Annotated in this window: 12 protein-coding genes; 5 read left to right on the top strand and 7 right to left on the bottom strand. The window is 61.4% G+C overall.

Going from position 1 to position 19529, the window contains the following annotated elements; genetic code table 11:
- The first annotated feature begins 183 nt into the window (after positions 1 to 183).
- Positions 184 to 3735 (top strand): DNA polymerase III subunit alpha, encoded by a 3552-nt coding sequence (gene dnaE, locus ACOYW2_RS11665; protein WP_482770507.1) that lies wholly within the window; start codon positions 184 to 186, stop codon positions 3733 to 3735.
- 111 nt (positions 3736 to 3846) lie between these two features.
- Here the strand turns inward: dnaE and ACOYW2_RS11660 are convergent, their stop codons facing one another.
- The 6 genes from ACOYW2_RS11660 to ACOYW2_RS11635 all read right to left on the bottom strand — a co-directional run bounded on the left by ACOYW2_RS11660 (position 3847) and on the right by ACOYW2_RS11635 (position 11703).
- Entirely contained in the window at positions 3847 to 5325 is a 1479-nt protein-coding gene (locus ACOYW2_RS11660) for a hypothetical protein (protein WP_482770506.1), read from the bottom strand.
- Between the two features lies 1 nt (position 5326).
- On the bottom strand, positions 5327 to 7033 hold the full coding sequence (locus tag ACOYW2_RS11655; protein WP_482770505.1) for a hypothetical protein: 1707 nt from the start codon (positions 7031 to 7033) through the stop codon (positions 5327 to 5329).
- A complete protein-coding gene (locus ACOYW2_RS11650) occupies positions 7030 to 9114 on the bottom strand; it encodes a hypothetical protein (RefSeq protein ID WP_482770504.1) in 2085 nt (694 codons plus the stop codon). Before ACOYW2_RS11650 ends, ACOYW2_RS11655 begins: the two co-directional genes overlap by 4 nt.
- Positions 9115 to 9117: 3 nt before the next feature.
- Complete coding sequence (locus tag ACOYW2_RS11645; RefSeq protein WP_482770503.1) at positions 9118 to 10521, bottom strand: hypothetical protein; 1404 nt, start codon at positions 10519 to 10521, stop codon at positions 9118 to 9120.
- Between the two features lie 63 nt (positions 10522 to 10584).
- Positions 10585 to 11046 (bottom strand): hypothetical protein, encoded by a 462-nt coding sequence (locus ACOYW2_RS11640; RefSeq protein ID WP_482416199.1) that lies wholly within the window; start codon positions 11044 to 11046, stop codon positions 10585 to 10587.
- Positions 11047 to 11061: 15 nt separating this feature from the next.
- Positions 11062 to 11703, bottom strand: coding sequence for a MotA/TolQ/ExbB proton channel family protein (locus ACOYW2_RS11635; protein ID WP_482770502.1), 642 nt, complete (start codon positions 11701 to 11703; stop codon positions 11062 to 11064).
- A 336-nt stretch (positions 11704 to 12039) separates the two neighbouring features.
- Between ACOYW2_RS11635 and ACOYW2_RS11630 the strand changes: the two genes are divergently transcribed.
- Genes ACOYW2_RS11630 through ACOYW2_RS11615 form a run of 4 tightly spaced genes read left to right on the top strand, consistent with a single transcriptional unit; the run spans position 12040 to position 18846 of the window.
- Positions 12040 to 12585, top strand: coding sequence for an exodeoxyribonuclease V subunit gamma (locus ACOYW2_RS11630; protein WP_482770501.1), 546 nt, complete (start codon positions 12040 to 12042; stop codon positions 12583 to 12585).
- Positions 12585 to 15293 (top strand): exodeoxyribonuclease V subunit gamma, encoded by a 2709-nt coding sequence (gene recC, locus ACOYW2_RS11625; RefSeq protein ID WP_482770500.1) that lies wholly within the window; start codon positions 12585 to 12587, stop codon positions 15291 to 15293. Before ACOYW2_RS11630 ends, recC begins: the two co-directional genes overlap by 1 nt.
- The gene (locus tag ACOYW2_RS11620) at positions 15290 to 18331 is read left to right on the top strand and encodes a UvrD-helicase domain-containing protein (protein WP_482770499.1); all 3042 of its coding nucleotides are present in this window, start codon (positions 15290 to 15292) and stop codon (positions 18329 to 18331) included. Before recC ends, ACOYW2_RS11620 begins: the two co-directional genes overlap by 4 nt.
- Positions 18286 to 18846 (top strand): PD-(D/E)XK nuclease family protein, encoded by a 561-nt coding sequence (locus ACOYW2_RS11615; RefSeq protein WP_482770498.1) that lies wholly within the window; start codon positions 18286 to 18288, stop codon positions 18844 to 18846. The genes ACOYW2_RS11620 and ACOYW2_RS11615 overlap by 46 nt, the downstream gene beginning before the upstream one ends.
- A 22-nt stretch (positions 18847 to 18868) precedes the next feature.
- Here the strand turns inward: ACOYW2_RS11615 and ACOYW2_RS11610 are convergent, their stop codons facing one another.
- A complete protein-coding gene (locus ACOYW2_RS11610; protein ID WP_482416203.1) occupies positions 18869 to 19429 on the bottom strand; it encodes a DUF3334 family protein in 561 nt (186 codons plus the stop codon).
- Between the last annotated feature and the right edge of the window lie 100 nt (positions 19430 to 19529).

Below are 19529 nucleotides of genomic sequence, written 5' to 3'. Positions count from 1 at the left end.
GCCCCCTCCCGCCCAGGGAGGGGGCCTTTTCTGTTCCCGGAGAGAGCCGCGGATAAAAAGGGTTGCAACGGGGTCCCAATGGCGATATTCCTGACCCTGCCGTAGCCTTCCCATCTGGCGGCCTGGCCTCCGGCAAAACGTGAGCACTTCCTACAACCTCCATACACCCCGATTATAGAGATCATGACCCAATCAACCGATATCCCGGATTTTGTTCATCTGCACGTACATTCCCAGTACAGCCTTCTGGACGGTGCCATCCGACTGGACCCACTGCTCGACCGCACCAAGGAGTTCGGCATGAGCTCCGTTGCCGTCACCGACCACGGCAGCATGTTTTCCGCCGTGGAGTTTTACGACAAGGCCAACAAAGCCGGGGTGAAACCGATCATCGGGTTTGAGGCGTACATGGCGCCCCGGGGGTTGAAGCGCAAGGAGGGGGCCGAAGACGGCACCGGCCTGTTTCACCTGGTGCTCCTGGCCGAGAACAACGCCGGGTACACCAACCTCTGCAAGCTGGCCTCCATTGCCCAGTTGCAGGGATTCTACTACAAGCCCCGTATCGACCGGGAGGTGCTGGCCCAGCACAGCGAGGGCGTCATCGCCCTGTCCGCCTGCCTGGCAGGGGAGATCCCCAAGCTGATCATGAAGGGAAAGCTCCAGGAGGCCGACGATCTGGCCCTTCATTACCAGAAACTCTTCGGGGAGCAGAATTTCTTTCTGGAAGTCCAGGAAAACGGCCTCACCGAGCAGTACCAGGTCAACGAGGTCCTCTTCGACATGGGCAAACGCCTGGGGATTCCCATGGTGGCTACCAACGACTGCCACTACCTCAACTACGAGGACCACAAGGCCCACGAAATTCTCCTGTGCATCCAGACCGGTACCACCATGGACGACCCCAGGCGGTTCAAGTTCGGCACGGACCAGCTCCACTTCAAGTCCCCCGCCGAGATGGCCCGGGCCTTCGGCGACACCCCGGAGGTGCTCGCCAACACCGTGGCCATTGCGGACCGCTGCAACATCGAGTTTGATTTCAACACCTACCATTTCCCCCAGTTCGACGCCACCAACGACCTCTCCACGGACGACCTGTTCCGGAAAACGGCCCGGGACGGTTTTGACCGGCGCATGAAGGCCATTCTGGAGCGAAACCCGGACACGGATGTGGCGGTGTATGAGGAGCGCCTCAAGTACGAGGTGGATACCATCATCACCATGGGTTTTCCGGGGTATTTCCTCATCGTGGCCGACTTTATCCAGTACGGAAAGGACAACGGGATTCCCGTGGGACCGGGCAGGGGCTCGGCCGCGGGCAGTATTGTGGCCTATGCCATGAACATCACCGACCTGGACCCCATTGAGCACGGGTTGATCTTCGAGCGATTCCTCAACCCTTCCCGAATCAGCATGCCGGATATCGACGTGGACTTCTGTATCCGTGGCCGGGAGAAGGTGTTCAACTACGTGGTTGGCCGGTATGGGGGCGGCGATTACGTGGCCCAGATCATCACCTTCGGGACCCTCAAGAGCAAGGCGGTGATCCGGGATGTGGGCCGTGCCCTCAATATTCCCCTGGGCGAGGTGGATCGCATCGCCAAGCTGGTGCCCGAAACCCTGGGTATCACCCTGGACAAGGCCCTCATCGAGGAGCCCGAGCTCAAGGAGCTTGTGGACTCCAGGCCCGATTACACCGAGCTGATGAACGTCTGCAAGGTCCTGGAAGGCCTCACCCGCCACGCCTCCACCCACGCAGCCGGCGTGGTGGTTTCGGACAAGCCCCTGGTGGAGTACCTGCCGCTGTTCAAGGGAAGAAACGACGAAACCATCACCCAGTTCGACATGAAGAGGGTGGAGCAGATTGGTCTCGTCAAGTTCGACTTCCTGGGCCTTCGAAACCTCACGGTCATCGACGACTGCCTGGGCATGATCGAAAAGCAGGGCATTGAGCGCCCCGACATGATCAACATCGATTTTGCGGACAAGGAGACCTTTGACCTGCTCTCCAGCGGCAACACCACCGGCGTGTTCCAGCTGGAAAGCTCGGGCATGAAGGACCTTCTCGTGCGGCTCAAACCTGAAAAATTCAGTGACATCACCGCCCTGGTGGCCCTGTACCGCCCTGGGCCCCTGGACTCGGGTATGGTGGATGCCTACGTCAACCGTAAGCACGGTCGCGAGCCCGTGGAGTACCTGCTCCCCGGCCTTGACGGCATCCTTGAGGAGACCTACGGGGTTATCCTCTACCAGGAACAGGTCATGAAGATCGCCGGTGTCATTGCCAACTACACCATGGCCGACGCAGACGGCCTGCGAAAGGCCATGGGGAAGAAAATTGCCGCGGCCATGGCAGAGCACCGCACCCTGTTTATGAAGGGGGCCCTTGAAAACGGCCACCCGGAGGAGACGGCCGGTGAGCTCTTCGACCTCATGGAAAAGTTCGGCGGCTACGGCTTCAACAAATCCCACAGTGCCGCCTACGCCCTGGTGTGCTACCAGACCGCCTGGCTCAAGACCCACTTTCCCGTGGAGTTCATGGCCGGCCTTCTGACCAGTGAAATCGGTAACGCCGAGGGTATCGTCAAGTTCATTGCCGAGTGCAAGAACAACCACATTGAGGTGTTGCCCCCGGACATCAACGAGAGCCAGGGCGTCTTCTCCGTTCTGGACGGAAAGATCCGTTTCGGCCTCACCGCGGTGAAAGGCGTGGGGGAAGGCCCCATTGAGGTGATTCTTGAAGAACGTGAAGCAAATGGCCAGTTTTCCACCATTTTTGAGTTTTGCGAGAGGGTGGATCTTCGCAAGGTGAACAAGCGGGTCCTGGAAGCCCTGATCAAGAGCGGTGCCCTGGACTCCACAGGTGCCACCCGAAGCCAGCTCACCGCGGCCATGGAAGACGCCCTGGACCACGGAGCAAGGGTCCAGAAAGAGAAAAAAGATCCCCAGCTAAGCCTTTTTGGCGATCCCTCCCAGGGCGGGGCACGCATCAACGTGCCGGTGCTGCCCGACATGCCGGAGTGGGAAGAGCGCCACCGCCTCACCCTGGAAAAGGAGGTGCTGGGCTTTTATATCTCCGGCCACCCCCTGCACCAGTACGAAGATGTGATGAAGAGCTACGCCACCCTCACCGGCCTCAACAAGGAGAACGCGGTGGAGGGATCTGCGGTCCGTTTCGGGGGCATGATCACCATGGTCAAGGTGATCCGCACCAAAAAAGGGGACCAGATGGCCTTCATCACCATTGAGGACCTCTACAGCGATATCGAGGTGGTGGTCTTTCCCTCCACCTTTACCGATGTCCGGGAGTTTTTACACGCCGACTCCATTGTCATGGTGGAGGGCGTGGCCCAGGTGAAGGAGAACAACGTCACCATCGCGGCCGAGCGGCTGGTGCGCATGGACCAGGTAATCGGGCTCTGGACCGGGGGCATTGCCCTGCACCTGGACGCAGGGGAGATCCAGATGGAGCTGATCCCCCGCATTGACGCCGTGCTCAAGCGCTACCCCGGCCCCAGCACGGTGACCGTCCACCTGCTGCTTCGCGGCCACTCCGTGACCACCATTGAGCTGCCCGACTACGCCGGGGTGACGGTCTCTCCTCAGATTATCGATGACCTCAAGGCCCTGGTGGGTGACAAGAGGGTCCGCACCGTGGCCATGCCTCCCAAATTGAAAGAGCGGAAAAAACCGGCCTGGATGAACCGGAAAAAGGCCAATGGAAACGGCAACGGATAGACATCGGCGCGGGTGCGCTGCAAAGAAAAAGTGATCGGGGATACAACGCAAACGGGTCCCGGGGCAAGATGCCCCGGGACCCGTTTTGGTTTCAGGCGAATTTGTGTTTTTTTATCGCTTACCCGAGGCGCAGCCCCTGCCGATGTGGATCTCCGAGGCGTCGTCGCGGGTGATGTTTCGGGAGGTGCCGTACATGCGCGTGTTCATGCGGATGTAATCGAGGGTGTCCTCGTAAAAGCTGAGCTCGTGGTTGTAGACCTTCACCTCGGTGACCGCCTTGTCCGGGTTCTGCTTGGCGCAGTGCTGGCCCTTGTAGCAGGGGACCAGCTCGATGAGGCCCAGGTATTCTCCCCCCTCGAAGAGCCGGTAGGTGCCGTAGCGTATGGGGCTCCCCGGCCTCAGCTCCCCGTTGGCCGGGACATTGCCGTAATAGGTCATGGCGTCGCTCTCCTCGGCGTCCACCGCCTTGGGGCTTTCCACCCGGGAGATGTAGAGTTCTTTTTCTTCGGTGGTGCTGTCCGTGATGTTTTCTTTCTCTTCGAGCTTCAGGGTCCTGAAATCGGTGCGGGTAAAGCCTGTATACCGGCAGAGGCGCTCCAGGCCCAGGGTGGTGTTGTCCGGGGACGCATAGCCCAGGATGGCGTCGTCTTTCAACGCCATGCCGTATTGCCCCTTGATGATGGGAAGCCTGTAGACCTGTTCCCGGCCGCTGGTGTTGTCGATGCCCTGGCTGAAGGCGTCGTTGTACTTTATCCGGTTGAAGAACCGGATGATCTCGCTGAAGTGGATGACGCCGCTTTCCCCGTCTCCCAATTCAAGGAAGGCGTTGTCGTAGTAGCTCAGGAAGGTGAGGTTGAAGGGGTTGCCGCCGTCGTACTCGTCCACCTTGAGGTAGGCGTTGATGCTGTCGAGGTCCGAGGGGAAAAAGTAGGTCATGCGGATCTCCACCACCTCCAGGTTGGCGCTGATGAGCTGTTGCAGGCGCTTGAGTTCCTGGGTGAGGGCAAAGGGCTGCTTTTTCCCTTCGATGTCCATGAGGGGGATGGTGAACTCCCTGGTGATGATGTCCTCGTTGGTGGTCAGGGCGTGGCTCATGGCAAAATCCCCGGTGCGCATGTAGGCGTAGGCGAGGATCTGGTAAATCTTGGCCTCCAGGTCCCGGACCCGGGTCTGGCCGTGGTTGGACTTGTTGGCCGTGGTGTCCGCATAGCTGATGAACTCTTCGTAGAGGGCGTCGAGCTGACCCTCAAAATACTCAAGCTCCCGGATGTAACGCTGGATCATGGATTTGGAGACGGGTTTGCCGGTGCTGATGTCGGACCAGAACCTGGGGTAGTCGCGGTTGATAAACAGCTCGATCCCCTCAAGGAAGATCCGGCAGTCGTCATAGATGCTGGTGAGGTAGTTGGCCTTGAGCTCTTCCATGGTGGAAGACTCCGCGGCTCGCACGGCAGGGGCGTGGAGTCCGGTGGTCAGCAGGGCGCATGCAAGGCACAGGCATCCCATGAGGCGAGCGATGGGGTGTCGACCGGTGCGGGCTCGACGGGGTGTGGCGGGGTGGTTGGGGTGATCATGGGTTCGTCGTGTCATGCTAACTCCTGTTCTGCTGTAATGTCGTCTCAATGATGCGATCGGCACGATACTCCCGGGGGGTCGAGGCATCGGGGCTCGTGGGGTATTTTTTCTGGTAGTAGAGGAAGAGCTTCAGGAACTGCTGGGATTCCGGCATGCCCCGGAAGGCCTCGACGTTGCCTCCCTGCCCGTTGAGGGAGAGCTTTTTGCACAGGGTCAAAAAGGCCTTTCGGGAGTGGTAGATGGCCCGTGCCTCGCTCCGGTCTTCGTGGGCACCGGCGTAATACTCCGCCAGGCACCGGTGAAACACCGAGGCATAGCGCCAGTAGGAGTTTGCCGACGAGGTGAGGGACTCTACCAGGGTGCCCTCCATGTCGGCATACCTGGCCGAGTTGTCCGTGAGGCCGGAGAGCCTTTTCTTCTCCAGGATATTGGCAACAAGGTAGGCCATGGTGAACCGTGCGGAGTCTCCGATGAACCGGTCCCCGTCATCGGGCCCGGGGATCCGCATGCCCATGAGGCCGTACTGGTAGAGGATGTCCTCCATGAGCCGGAGGTTGCCGGTCTCCACCCCCAGGAGAATCAGCTCGTTGTAGATGGTTTTGCGGAAGGTGATGTTGTATCGGACCTGCTGGGCTGCCCGGTCGTAGTACTGCTGGTACAGGGTGAAAAGCTCTGCCTTGGAGGCGGGCAGGGTGCCGTTGCGCAGCACGGCAAAGCCCCGCCTGGCCAGGTAGAGGCTCACCAGAAACCGGGTGTTGCCCGAGTCTTTGCTGGCCTCTTCCACGTACCGCTCGTACGGGGTTCCCCCGCGGATGCCTGCGGTCTTGCCCAGTTCGCAGAGTCGGCTCAGCAGGGTACGGGTGCGGGTGTGGGTAAGGGGGTCGAGCTTCTGGTCGTACCGAAGGCTCCGACCCAGGAAGTGGTATCGCAGGTAGAGCTCGTACAACGAGAAGAGCTGTTCCGCCGACGGGACATACACCCGCTCCCTGCTTTTCCGGTGGTAGCGCTTCCAGAGGGTTTCCAGCCAGTGCCAGGTCTTGGCATCACAGGTCAGGTTGATGGGTTCCGGTGAGTCCGACCCGATCCAGCCGCCTGCCATGCGTTCCTCTTCAATCATCATGGCCAGGAAGTGGACGTTCAGGTAAGACTCGGGGTTCCCCCGGACCCTGAAGGTGACGTCGTCCGCCACCCGGTGGGACGTCATGGCCTTGTCGGACTCCTTTTTTTCGAGGAAGGGGGAGAGGTAGTGGCGGCTCAGCATCAGGTACTGACGCAGCTCGGTGTCGGTGACGGGGATGCTCTGGTCCGGGAGCCGTTTGGTGTCGCTGAAACCGTATTTGATCTTCTGGTAGTGGAGGTAGAGGAGAAAATATTCGTAGGCGATGTCGAAGCGGAGTCGCTGAAGCCGCTCTCCGTCCTTGGAGGCTTCAAACTCCTCGGTGAGGCCGTCGATGCGCTTGACCATGGTTTCGATGTCGTCCACCGGGAGAAAGGGACCCTCTTCGGGGGTGGCGGCCAGGGTGTTCACCAGGTCCATGTCCTTCCGGCTCAGGGCCGTGATGCCTGTATTGGCCGGGAGGGGGTGCCGGGGCACGGCGTGGAGCAGGCTGATGCTGCGGCCACGGGTCTTGAACTCTTCCATGAAATCAGCGCCCGCAGGGCAGCTCCACAGCAGCACCAGGAGGATCGTCGCCGCAAGGCGTGGTCGTCCCTTTGTCATCATAACAGATACCCTTCCGGATTCCTTGAATCCTGCATCCGGTTGTAAAGGTCCACGTCCTCCGGGGGCAGGAGAAGCAGGATCTTTTTGCCGAGTTGTTTTGCGATGGATTGATAGTACTCGTATTGCCGCTCGTAATCGTCCACCTCCGTGGCGTCGGCGGAGAGGGCCCCGGGCAGGGTGCCGGAGATAAAGCCTTCCCGCCTTGCCGCCTCAATGTAATAGGTGCGGGCCAGGTCAAAGCTCTGGGCCGCCACCTTCAGGGCCCGGGTGCGGAGCCGGGGGGTGGCCAGGTAGGTGTCGGCGATGATGCGGTAGATGTCGTAGCGGTTGTCTTCCCTGTGTGCCAGGGCCGAGCCAAGCCTGTAGCGTTCGGAGCGGATCAGCTCCTCCATCTCCCGCTCGTGGAGGGTGATGAGGCTTACCTTGCCCTGGGCGGCCAGCTCCCGGAAAAGCAGGGTGTAGGCGTTCAGGAGGTTGACGTGGTTGACCCGCAGCTCCGGCGCCTTGACAAAGGCGGCGGTGAAGTCGTGGAGGCAGCTCCTGGAGGCGTTGGCCAGGGGGAGCCTGGCCTCGGAGAGGGCGTCACCGTAGACTTCTGCCTGGAGAAACTCAAAGGTGTAGTCGATCTCGCCCCGGTACCGGTGGAAGGTGTGATTGATGCTGGTGGCTTTGTACTCCCCGCCGTAGATCTCTTCTCCGCCGAAGATCTTGACCAGGTCGTTGAAGACGATGTCGATTCTGGACTTGGCCTCATAGTAGAGGGGCTGGACCTGTGTGTCGAAGAGGGCTCGGCGCTCCCGGCTGCTGAGATCCTCCCATCCGGCCACGTAGCCCTTCATGGCCGCCAGGGGCTCCCGGCAGGCGTAGAGGTTGTAGAAGATCCAGCCGGTGGGGCAGACATTGAGCTCGTCGAGGATTTTTTTGTAGGTGGTGCGGTCTTCCACCTTGATGCCCTGCTCGATCTGCTTGAGGAGCCAGCTCTTCATGGCCGAGAGCACCACCAGGTCAACCTCGCGGTTGTCCATTTTCAGCATGGACAGGGTCTCGTTGAAGAGTTTTTCCACGCTGAACTGTTTGGTCCCCTTGTTGATAAAGAGCATGAGGGGCAGGACCGTGCGGTGGGAAACCGCCTGCTCGGTCCAGGTCTGGCGAAGGCTGTGGGCAATGACGCGGCTGCTGATGGACAGGGGCAGGGTGCGCTTGAACCAGTCGTAGCTGCTCAGGGCGATGTGGGTCTCGATGTTGGTGAAGTAGGCCAGGGTGGCGTCGAGCCAGGCGCTCTCCTCCGGGGTGAAGATGCGCTCCCAGGGAGACTCCTTGGCGGCAAGGCCCCTTCTACGGAGGTTGTCGAGTTCCGTGCACACCTTCACCGTGGTTTCAAGGCCCCTGATCTGTTCCTGGGTGAAGGGAGGGGCGCCGTCCGGGTCCTTGGAGAGGTATGCCACGGCACCGTTTATGGCCCGGACCAGGTCTTCCTGGGTGAGGTAGAGGTAATAGTAGAGGGATTTGTAGTAGGGCTCCTCTTTGACAAACAGGGCTCTGTTCGGGTGGTATCCGTTTTCGAAGTACCGGATGAAGCGGGGGCCTTCATCGGCCCGGTTCAGCACGCAGGTCTCAAGGTAGATGGCGTTGTATCCGGTGAGGTTGAGCTTGTCGTCGAAGTAAATGTTGGAGAAGGGCTTCTCCCTGAGGCCGCTGTACCGGCTCAGCCGGGCTGACGCCTGGCGCGCGACGGCGATGTCCAGGTGGCCGTCTGCCTGGATCCCCAGGTGGCTCTCCAGGGTCTCCAGAAGAGACGTTCGTTCCTTGGGGGACAGGTCGTCTTTCATGTAAAGGCGACCCACCGACGCGATCCAGAGCATCTGCCCGTTGTCGTTGGAGACCGAAATCTTGGGGCTGGTCGCGGGGGGCGGCTCCTCTTCCATCTCCATGCCCATCTGGCTCTCTGTCATGATGGAGACGGCGGCAAGGGACGGCGGAAAGATCAGCAGGGCGCAGGTAAGCGCCCACAGAAAGGCGACTGTCCGTGCATGGCATAGCCCCGGACGGGGCGGCGGTGTGGTGCGGCATTCAGACATCATGGGTTACATCGTCCTCCGTGGCAGCGACCGCTCAAGGGCGGACACCACCTCAAACGTGGCGTCGTTGGGTTCAAAGCTGAGAAGGGCCGTTGGTGGGGCTCCGTTTCGGATGACCACCGTGCAGGTGTACCCCCTTATGCGGAAGGTGTACGGGCTCTTCTCCGGACTCATGTGGCGTGCTTTTCGGTAAATTTCTTCCTTGAGGCTCGTGACACGCAGCGAGTGATCAAGGGTGCTTCCCCGGATGGTGACCAGGGCGTGGATATCCGGCGCTTCGCCTGCAGAGGGCGTCGGGACCGTCCCCGTGGGCAGGCTTTCCGGAAGTGCGGTCAGGGACGGGCGCCGGGGGCGCGACTCTTCCTGGGTCGGCGTGGTACCTACGGACGCCAGGGGCAAGGCTGCCGGGCCCTGTGTCGGCGCAGGAGAAAGCCCCTTGAGGGCTGTACCCTGGCGTGGCCCCGGGGCCTCCATGGACGCCGACGGGGCTGCGCTGCGTGCCGACGGGGCGGACAGCTGGCTCAGGACGGGCGCAGGGCCGGAGCGCCTGGGTTTTCCCCCAAGGGCCGGGGGGGGGGACGGCGTTTTGGCTCGGCCCATGGGCATTGCGGCAGGTGCATCTGAAAGAGCCAGGGGCGTGAACCGCTTTTGAGGGAGCGCCTCCGGGACCGCTGCAGGGGCCTCGTGAGCCGGTTTCGTGATGACCGGGGACAGAGCTGCCTTGGGCTCTGGAACGGCTTTGTGGGGACGGTGCGGCGCCGGGTTCCGAAGGGGCTGCCGGGGGGCCCGGGCAGAGAGGGGCAGTGGCTGCGGCTGCGCAGTGGAGAGTACAGGGGCTGCTTTTCGCTTCAATTCTCTGGTCACCGGTTGCATTGACCGTGGTGACGGGGTGTGTGGGGCCGGGAGATCAGGGGCCGGTTTCATCCGAGCCGTGGGCCGCACCTCGGTCAGGGGCCGGGGTGCAGGTGCAGGGGTGGCAAGGGCTTTGGGGGGAGGGGCCATGGGCATCCTGGGTGGCGGTACCAGCAGGCGGGGTTTTGCCTTTGCGGGTGGGGGCGGCTCCTTGGGGAGGGCCACAGGGGGCTCCAGGATGCGTTTGAGCTCCTTTTTTCTTGGCTCGGCACGTTTTTTTGCCGCGTCTTTCACCACCTTGATGAAGCTGATCTTTTTTTCCACCGTGGGTTCGGGCAAGGGCTCTGTGCGCGGGATGACGATGATGGTTCGGGAACGGGTCAGGGAGAGGGGCTCGTTGAAGAGGAGCTTGTGCACGGCAAAACAGATCAGGGAGAGCAGCAGGAGCATCAGCGAGGGGCTTACAAGCCATTCGCGGCGAGCACCACGGGCGACGGTCCCCGGCATGGTGATGCGGGCGGAGCCGTAACCGTAATATTGCATGGGAATGGTGCGCATGACGAATTCCGTCCCCTCTTTTCCTGATCTTTGTTTTTCTGATCTTTTTTTTCGGTCCGGGCCCTATGGCATCCCGGAGATTTTTCGGACAGTGACGCGTTTGCCGTGGTCGTCGTAGATTTTTTCGATGAGGGACATGGCCATCAAGGTGTCCTTGCTCAGGGAAAACTGGTCCGGAACCAGCATGGGGCGGTTCTTGCCTTCACGGAGCATCTGGGTCAGGCGATCGCTCAGGTCCTGGGCGTTCAACGTGTGTTCATCAGCATGGAGCACGCCGTCCACCACCGTCACCAGTTGAAACGGCGTGGTTTCGGGGATGGTGGGCTTGAGGACACGGATCTGGTACGACACCCGGGGCTGGTCCAGGCTGGAAATGGTTTGGGCATCCACCACCTTGGGGATGGTCATCTCGCCGATGTGAACGGGGTTCCTGCCGATGGTGGAGGCCTGGGTAAAGGCGATGAGGAGCAGAAAGGCCAGGTCGGCAAAGGAGAAGAGCCAGATTTTTGAATCGTCGTATCTCATGGTGCTCGCCGGATGTTATGGGGTGATGGCCGCGTCTGCGGACAGAGGGGCGTCTTCCGTTGCCGGGGCCGTCATTTCACAAATGGATTGATGGTACCCAAGGGCCCGTTCAATGCGAGAGGTGGCCAGGTTGATGAGGCTTTTTTTGAACACCTCGAGGATCACGAAGCAGGTGAGGGCGATGAGGGTGGTGAAGAGGGCCACTCCGAGTCCGGTGGTGTTGAGGTCGCTGTTGGGATCTCCCTTGGCCAGGAAGATCATGATCATCCCGAAAATGGTGCCGATGAACCCCATGGGGGGGAGCAGGTTGGTGATCATGGTGATTTTGTTGATGTAGCGGGTGTGGTAGGTGTTTTCCATCATCTGGTGGGTGGCGTCGATGAGGAACGAGACCGGGTAGGCCGTGGCCTTATGCTCGTCGTGGGCGGAGCGGAGGGTCTTGACGGCGGCGGTCATCAGGGGGTCGTCGAGGGTTGCGGGGTCCGCAGCCAGGGCCATGAGCTCGTTCTCCTTGATCAGGCGGGCATGGCGATAGGCCAGGACAATCAGCCACAGGGCGTTGAGGAACAGCAGGGTACTGCCGATGTACACCACCCCCTGAACAAGGTCGCTGATGAGGTTGGGGTAGAGTTTGAAGATGTGAACGATAAATTCCATACGGCCTCGGGGTGTGGGTTGTCGGTGGTGCGTAAGCTGCGCTGCGCGTGCCGTGATGCCCTCTTGCGAAGGTGTTGCCGTGTTGTCGGTGTGAAATGTATGTTCTCTGTGTAATCATTGTAAACTCAGGTAAGCAAATTAGGTGATAAGGCCTGTATTGTCAATACTATTTTGGGTTCGAGCCTGCTGTAGCGGGCCTCTCGGCCCGGGTGGCCCCGTAGCGGTAACATGGAGGCGGAGTCAAAATGGCATCTTGCGTCCGTGGGGCGCAAGTGGCATATCAACACAAGGCTTACCTTAACGATGAATTATTGACGGTATCGGAGACCAACGCGCATGGACGCTGGATTGAATCTGTTTACGGGGAATCGCCTGGAAATCCTTGCCATGGGGCTCTCCAAGATCCTGGAAGCCCCCACAGGCAACCCCTTGAAAGAGGACGTGGTGGTGCTTCAGAGCCAGGGCATGGCCCGGTGGCTCTCCCTGGCCCTTGCCCGCAACAACGGGATCTGCGCCAATGTGCGCTGGCGGTTTCCCAACGCCTTTCTCCAGGATATGTTTGCCCTGGCCGTGCCGGGCTTTGCGGATACCAGGCGGTTTGACGCCAAGAGCGCGGCCTGGAAGATCATGGGGAACCTCTCTGCGTGGACGGCGCAGCCCGTCTTTGCCCAGGTGGCCCATTTTCTGGGCGGGGACGGCGACGCCCTGAAGCGGTATCAGATCTCCGAACTCCTGGCCGACACCCTGGACCCCCGTTTTTACCTGACCTACCGGCCGGACATGATCAAGGAGTGGGAAAAGGGGGAAGGGGATGATTTCCAGGCGGTCCTCTACCGGAGCCTCCTGGAGGAGCACTGGATTTTCGCCACCGGGTTCACCTGATGGAAGACTTTAAGGCGTGGGTCGAATCTGCTGAAAAAAATAGTGAAAAAGTCCCTGAAAGGGTGTGCGTGTTTGGCATCTCTTCCCTGCCGGAATTTCACATGGAACTCTTCACCGCCCTGTCACAGGTGTGCCAGGTCAACCTCTTTCTGCTCAACCCCTGTCCCCAGTACTGGGGAGACATCCTCTCCGACTCGGAGCAGCGGCGTCTCAAGGAGAAACAGGGCCTCGATCAGGGGGAGGACGAAACCCTTCTCATGGAAGGGGGCAACCCGCTCCTGGCGTCCATGGGAGGCCAGGGGCGCGAGTTCTTCGACATGATGGCCGAACGCGGCCTGGAGGAGTTTCCCCTCTTTGTGGAACCTGAAGGGGAGACCCTGCTGGGGGCTGTGCAGTCCGATATCTATCATCTTCAGGACCGCTCCCGGGGTGATGGGGAGCCCTTTGTGCTGGACCCGTCCGACACCTCCCTGAGCATCCACAGTTGCCACAGCCCCCTGCGGGAGGTGGAGGTGCTGCGGGACGCCATTTTGGCCATGATGGATGAGGACCCGGAGCTGAAACCCTCGGACATCCTTGTGATGGCTCCAGACATCAACACCTATGCCCCCGTCATCGAGGCGGTGTTCAGCAGGCGCGTGGAAGGGGGCATCCGTATTCCCTTTTCCATTGCCGACCAGGCCAACGGCAGCGGGGACCGGGCCGTGGAGGCCCTTCTCCTTCTCCTGGACCTTGCCGGGTTCCGGTTTGAGGCCGGGGGTGTTCTGGAACTTCTGGAAAACGACCGCATCCGAAGCGCTTTTGCCGTGGACGAAGGGGACCTGGAGCGGGTGGGCAGCTGGATCCGGGAGACCTCGGTTCGCTGGGGCGTGGACGGTTCCCAGCGCGGGGCCGAAGGCTTTTCCCCCTTTGACGGAAACAGCTGGAAGGCTGGTTTTGACCGGCTTTTCACAGGGTATGCCGTGGGGGACGAAGAGGCGGCCCTCTATGACGGGATCCTTCCGGCCGGTCCGGTGGAGGGGGAACACGGGGTGCTCCTGGGGCGCCTGAACTGGTTCCTGTCCAGCCTGACAGCCTATGTCAAGGGCCTGGAAACATCCCGGACCGCCCGGGAGTGGGTCGATTTTTTCGAGTGGGTCCTGGGGACCTTTCTCACCGATGACGAGGGGGCCGGAGAAGGGCTCCAGGGAATCCGGGACTGCCTGAACCGCATGGGCGATGCCGCGGAGGAGGCGGAAAACGGAGAACCCGTGGAGTATCCCGTGGTGCGCTTTATCCTCAAGACCGCCCTGGCCGCACCGGACCCGGTATCCGGCTTTATCACCAGCGGGGTCACCTTCTGCGCCATTCTCCCCATGCGGAGCATCCCGTTTCGGGTCATTGCCATCCTGGGCATGGGGCACGGCACCTTTCCGCGCCAGCACAAGGCCCCGGGCTTTGATCTCATCGCCGCCTCCCCGCGCAGGGGGGACCGATCCCGGCGGAAGGACGATCGTTACCTCTTTCTGGAGATCCTCCTTTCGGTGCGGGAGACCCTCTGGGTGAGCTACACCGGCCAGAGCATCCGGGACAACAGCACCCTTCAGCCCTCGGTGCTGCTCTCCGAGCTTCTGGACTACGTGGACGGCATGACCGGCGGGGCGGCCTCGGAGCAGGTTGTGGTGGCCCATCCCCTGCACCCCTTTTCCGGCAGCTGTTTCCAGCCCGGGGATTCCCGGCTGTTTACCTTTGATGCGGCCAGTCGCCGTGTGGCAGGCCGCATGGCCCAGGTGCCGGTGCCGCCCCCGCCCTTTGCGCGCCTTGCCGATCCGGACAGCGCACCTGTCCTGCCCCCGGGGCTCTCCCTTGAGGCCCTGGAGGCGTTTCTGGCCCATCCGTGCCGGTATCTTCTGCGGGAGGGGCTCGGCATGGAACTGGGGGCCGGGGAGGAGGCCCCGGAGAGCTGCGAACCCTTTACCCTCACTGGCCTGGATCGGTATCGGGCCGGGACCTTTCTGTTTGAACGGGCCCTGAACGGGGACGCTTTGGAAAAAGCCCAGGGCGTGGTCTCCGGCATGGGGATCCTTCCCAGGGGGGAAGTGGGGGCCCACCTGCTTCGGGAACTGACCCATGAGGCGGGGGCCGTGGCCGAGGCCGTGGCATCCCTGGTGGACGGAGAAGAACCTTGTGTGGAGCGACGGTGGGCTGAAGTTTCCGGTGTCGCTCTGTCGGGCGAGGTGGGGCCCTTTTTTGGGGAGACCCTGGTGGCGGGGCGCTTCGGCAAGGTCCGCAGCAGGGACCTGATCTCCGCCTGGGTGCGCCTCCTTATGGCCGCCGAGTCCGGCATGGCCGTGTCCCGTGCCGTTGTGGTGGGGTTGGATCGCAAAACCGGAGGGGCAGAGATCACCTCCATGGTGGTGCCCCCCAATCCGAGGGCGTGTCTGGAAGACCTTGTCCAGCTCTTTGCCGCGGGGGAGGGGGCGCTCTTGCCTCTGTTCCCCCTTGCCTCCGAAACCTACGCCCGGGAGCTGGCTAAGACCCGGGATGAGGCCAAGGCCATGGCAAAGGCACGTTCCGCGTTTTACGGAAATGCCTTCTCCGTGATGGCAGACCTCAACGATCCCTGGATACGGACGGCGGTGCGAGGACGGGATCCCCTTGCAGAGCCCGCCTTTGCGCGATGTGCTGAACTTCTTTTCCGCCCCATGCTGGAGGCAACCGAACAATGACACATACCCTGGCAACCCTGGACCTTGCAGCCACACCTCTTTCCGGTCGGAACCTCATCGAGGCAAGCGCTGGAACCGGAAAAACCTACACCATCGCCGCCCTGTACCTGCGTCTCGTGGTGGAAGAGAAGATCTCCGTGGACCGCATCCTGGTGGTGACCTTCACCGAAGCCGCCACCCAGGAGCTGGCCGAGCGGATCCGGGGACGGCTGCGCGAGGCCCTCTCTTTCCTGGAAGGGGCGCCCCATGAGGATCCCTTTTACGCCACCCTGTTTTACGAAAAGGAGGGCCGGGACGAGGCGGCCGGTCGCCTGAGGGCCGCCCTGCGCAACTTTGACGAGGCAGCCATTTTTACCATCCACGGGTTCTGCAGGCGCCTTCTGTCCGACCACGCCTTTGAGACCGGCTCCCCCCTGGACATGGAGCTGGTCACCGACCTGAACCATTTGAAACAGCGGGCGGTGGAGGACTATTACAGGCGTATGGTGGAGGGGGTCTCTGCTCTGTACGCGGCGTGGATCAAGGATCGAAAGATCTTGCCCGAAGGGCTCCTGGCGTTTCTTTCCTTCAGCACCCCCTTGTCCCGCATCACCTTTCTGCCCGACTCTGAGCCGTTGCCCGTGGCCGATGTCGAAATGCGGTTTGCCGAGCTTCAGCAACGGGCCGCCCTGGTGTGGGAGGAAGAGCAGGAGAGTGCCCTGGCCATCCTGGCCACAGACCCTGCCCTGAACCGAAACAAGTACCGCAAAGGGGTGGACAAAAAGGCGGGGGCTGCGGCCCGTGCCCTTTTTTCCGGCAGTATTCCCTTTGGCGACACAAAGGACCTGGAGAAGCTCTCCCGGGCCACCCTGCAGGCTGCCGCTAAAAAGGGAAAAGCCGTGGCCGAGAACCCCCTGTTTGAGGTGATGGAGCCCCTGCTGGAAGCCCTGGACGAATTGAAGGCGCTCTATGAAGGGAACCTTGTTGCCCACTGCATTGCCCTTGCGCGGTACGTGGACGAGACCATGGACCGGGAAAAGGAGCGGGCCGGGATCATGGGCTTTGACGACCTCCTCTCCCGGGTGGCCGGGGCCCTTGGGGCAAACGGGGGGGAGCGCCTTGCCCGGAGCGTGGGGCAAAACTACGACGCGGCCCTCATCGACGAGTTTCAGGACACGGACCCCGAGCAGTACGAGATCTTTGATCAGCTCTTTAAAGAGACCACCCTGTTCATGATCGGGGACCCCAAGCAGGCCATCTACGGGTTCCGGGGGGCCGATATCTTTGCCTATCTGAGGGCCGCCGGAGAAGCGGAAAAAGGGTACACCCTGGATGTGAACTACCGCAGCACCCGGGGAATGGTGCGGGCGGTCAATACCTTCTTCTCCCGGGGCACCTCCCCCTTTCTCTTTGAGCAGATCCACTTTTCTCCGGTGAAAAGCGCAGGGGACGAGGGCGAAGAGACCCTGACCATAGACGAATCACCGGTGAGTGCCATGGTGGTCCAGCGGTTCGAGGCAGGGGAGAAACCCCTCTCCAAAGAGGCGGCCCAGAACCTGTGCATCGACCTGTGCGGCTCCGAGATGGTCTCGTTGCTCAGCCTGGGGCGCCAGGGCAGGGCCTGCATTGGTGAAGCGCCCCTCTCCGAAAAGCATGTGGCGGTGATTGTGCGTACCAACGACCAAGCCCGGGCCGTGAAAAATCACCTGACCTCCCTGGGAATCCATGCCGTTCTCTACAGCTCCGGCAACATCTTTGACAGCGAGGAGGCCGAAGAGACCGCCCTGTTCCTTGCTGCCTGTCTCCGGCCCTGGCGCCTCTCCCTCATCAAGGCGGCCCTTGGGACCACCCTCATGGGCATGGATGCCGACACCCTGGCCTCCCTGGACGAATCCCCCCGGGACCTGGAGCGCTGGAGCGTTCGTTTTGCCGAGTGGCATGCCCTCTGGAAGGAGGACGGGTTCATGGCCATGATCCGGGGCTTCATCAAGGCAGAGGAACCCTATGAGCGCCTTGTGGGCATCACCGAGGGCGAGCGCCGTGTCACCAACATGCAGCACCTCATGGAGCTGTTGCACCGGGAGTCCGTTTCAAGGCGCCTCTCACCGGAGGGGCTCTTGAGGTGGGGGCTGTCCCATGCACTGCCGGCCTCGCCAAGACTGGAGGAGCATCAGCTCCACCTGGAGAGCGACCGCACGGCCGTGCAGATCGTCACCATCCACAAGAGCAAGGGCCTGGAGTACGGCGTGGTGTTTTTGCCCTTTCCTTTCATGGGGTACCGGGAACCCAAGGGCGGGGCGCTTTATCACGGGGAGGAAGGACGCCTGGTGTACGACGCGGGCTCCGAAGAGCTGGAAGAGCACATGGCCCTGGCCGCCGGGGAATCCCTGGCCGAAGAGCTTCGCCTGCTTTACGTGGCCCTCACCCGGGCAAGGCACCACATGGTGATCCCCTGGGGGCGGGTGAAGGGCATGGAACGCAGTGCCATGGCCCGTCTGCTTCACGCCCCGGAGAGCGCAAGCGCCCCGGAGGCAGCCTCCCTTATCAGCGCCCTGGGTGAACACGAGCTGGCCACCCATCTCCACGAGGTGGCTGCCGCGTCCCAAGGGGCCGTGGATGTCCGACTCTGTGAGCCGGAAGAGGAGGTGCAGACCCTGTCCTTCAAGGAAGACAGCACCGAGCTTGCACCGGCGCGCCGTTTTGAGGGGATCCCGCCGGAACCCCGGGTGGTCACCAGCTTTTCCGGGCTTGCCTCTTCGGGCAGAGAGAGCGGCGAGGCCGATCACGACGCCAGGGCCCACGCAAAACCCGATGATGAGATTCCCCCTGAAGGCATCTTTGCCTTTCCCAAAGGGGCCACGCCGGGCACCTTGATGCCGTTACCCCTCTATTCGAGCCATCCCCTTTTGACGCGGCGATTGGGGCCAGGAACGCGGCCTGTACCGATCTGCTCACCCGACACGGGTACGACCCGGAGGACTGGGAAGAGCCTGTCTCCACCATGGTGGCCCAGGTGCTGTCAACACCCCTTGAGTCCTTTGGCACCCCGTTTGTCCTGAAGGAGGTGCCAGCCGGTTCACGCCTCCACGAGATGGAGTTCACCTTTCCCCTGAAACGCGTCACCGCAGAGGCCTTAAACGAGGTGCTGAACCGCTGGGGTTACGGCTCCTTTGACGACGGGGAGCTCATCATGGAGGGGCTTCGTTTTTCTCCGGTGCAGGGGTACCTCAAAGGGTTTGTGGATTTGATCTTTCAGGTGGGGGAAGGCTTCGGCATCATCGACTGGAAGTCCAACCATCTGGGAAACAGCCCGGAACGCTACGGAAAAGAGGCCCTGGCAAAGGCCATGGGGGAGCATCACTACGGCCTTCAGTATCTTCTCTATACCGTGGCCCTCAACCGCCACCTCGCCCTGAAGCTGGGCGAGGCCTACGATTACGATACCCACATGGCCGGGTCCTGGTACCTGTTTCTACGCGGGGTAGACGGAACCGGCAACGGGGTCTTTTTTGATCGGCCCGAAGAAGGGTGCATCCGGGAACTCGATGAGCTGCTCATTGAATGCCAGGCCTGAGAAACAAGCCTCCGGCGCCTCCTTATGACGACGGGCGCTTGAAATCCGGAAGGCGGGTGAATTGGGTCTGTTCCAGGGCCAGCTCGGCCTGGAAGCGGTCGTTGTCGATGGAGAAGGCCAGGCGCCGGTTTTCGTGGTAGTCCGCGTCGATGGTGAGGGTGATGGCGCTGGTGAGAGCCAGCACCTTGGGCTGACCCCGAAGGATGGAGAGGCCGAATTCGGTTTCGACGAGGCGGGTGAAGTCACCCACCACCTGGTTGAAGATCTCACCGATGCTGTCCGTCACCTCGTTGGAGGTGAAGTCCTTGACGAGATCTCCTTCGGGAATGCCCATGGAGGTCATGTAGCTTCGGTAGAGCTTGACGGCGGTGCGGTCGTTGAAATTAAAGACAATAAGTCCGTTGAAGTCACCGCTGAGCTGGACAAAGCAGCTGATGTCGGGCCGCATGATGAGCTTGGGGATGGTCTGGAGGGTTCCTGCGCATGCAATGGATTTGCGAGTGCTGATCTCCAGTACATGGGACACCGCTTCGGAGAGGACGGCGGCGATGATGTCGATGGACGATGATTCTTCAAGCTTCATGATTATGCCTGTCGTACTGATGGGTTAAGAATGTTTACCGGCCTGTTCGGCCAGGCGGCCGCATGCCGTGGCGCAGTTTACCACAACGGGGAAGAGATGA

Source organism: Desulfoluna sp. CLI2B (assembly GCF_056847375.1).
This window is presented reverse-complemented; position numbering and strand designations above follow the sequence as displayed.

Bases quoted from the DNA above. Each gene is read 5' to 3' on its own strand.
- dnaE (WP_482770507.1), top strand. From the start codon at position 184: ATGACCCAATCAACCGATATCCCGGATTTTGTTCATCTGCACGTACAT.
- ACOYW2_RS11660 (WP_482770506.1), bottom strand. From the start codon at position 5,325: ATGACACGACGAACCCATGATCACCCCAACCACCCCGCCACACCCCGT.
- ACOYW2_RS11655 (WP_482770505.1), bottom strand. From the start codon at position 7,033: ATGATGACAAAGGGACGACCACGCCTTGCGGCGACGATCCTCCTGGTG.
- ACOYW2_RS11650 (WP_482770504.1), bottom strand. From the start codon at position 9,114: ATGATGTCTGAATGCCGCACCACACCGCCGCCCCGTCCGGGGCTATGC.
- ACOYW2_RS11645 (WP_482770503.1), bottom strand. From the start codon at position 10,521: ATGCGCACCATTCCCATGCAATATTACGGTTACGGCTCCGCCCGCATC.
- ACOYW2_RS11640 (WP_482416199.1), bottom strand. From the start codon at position 11,046: ATGAGATACGACGATTCAAAAATCTGGCTCTTCTCCTTTGCCGACCTG.
- ACOYW2_RS11635 (WP_482770502.1), bottom strand. From the start codon at position 11,703: ATGGAATTTATCGTTCACATCTTCAAACTCTACCCCAACCTCATCAGC.
- ACOYW2_RS11630 (WP_482770501.1), top strand. From the start codon at position 12,040: ATGGACGCTGGATTGAATCTGTTTACGGGGAATCGCCTGGAAATCCTT.
- recC (WP_482770500.1), top strand. From the start codon at position 12,585: ATGGAAGACTTTAAGGCGTGGGTCGAATCTGCTGAAAAAAATAGTGAA.
- ACOYW2_RS11620 (WP_482770499.1), top strand. From the start codon at position 15,290: ATGACACATACCCTGGCAACCCTGGACCTTGCAGCCACACCTCTTTCC.
- ACOYW2_RS11610 (WP_482416203.1), bottom strand. From the start codon at position 19,429: ATGAAGCTTGAAGAATCATCGTCCATCGACATCATCGCCGCCGTCCTC.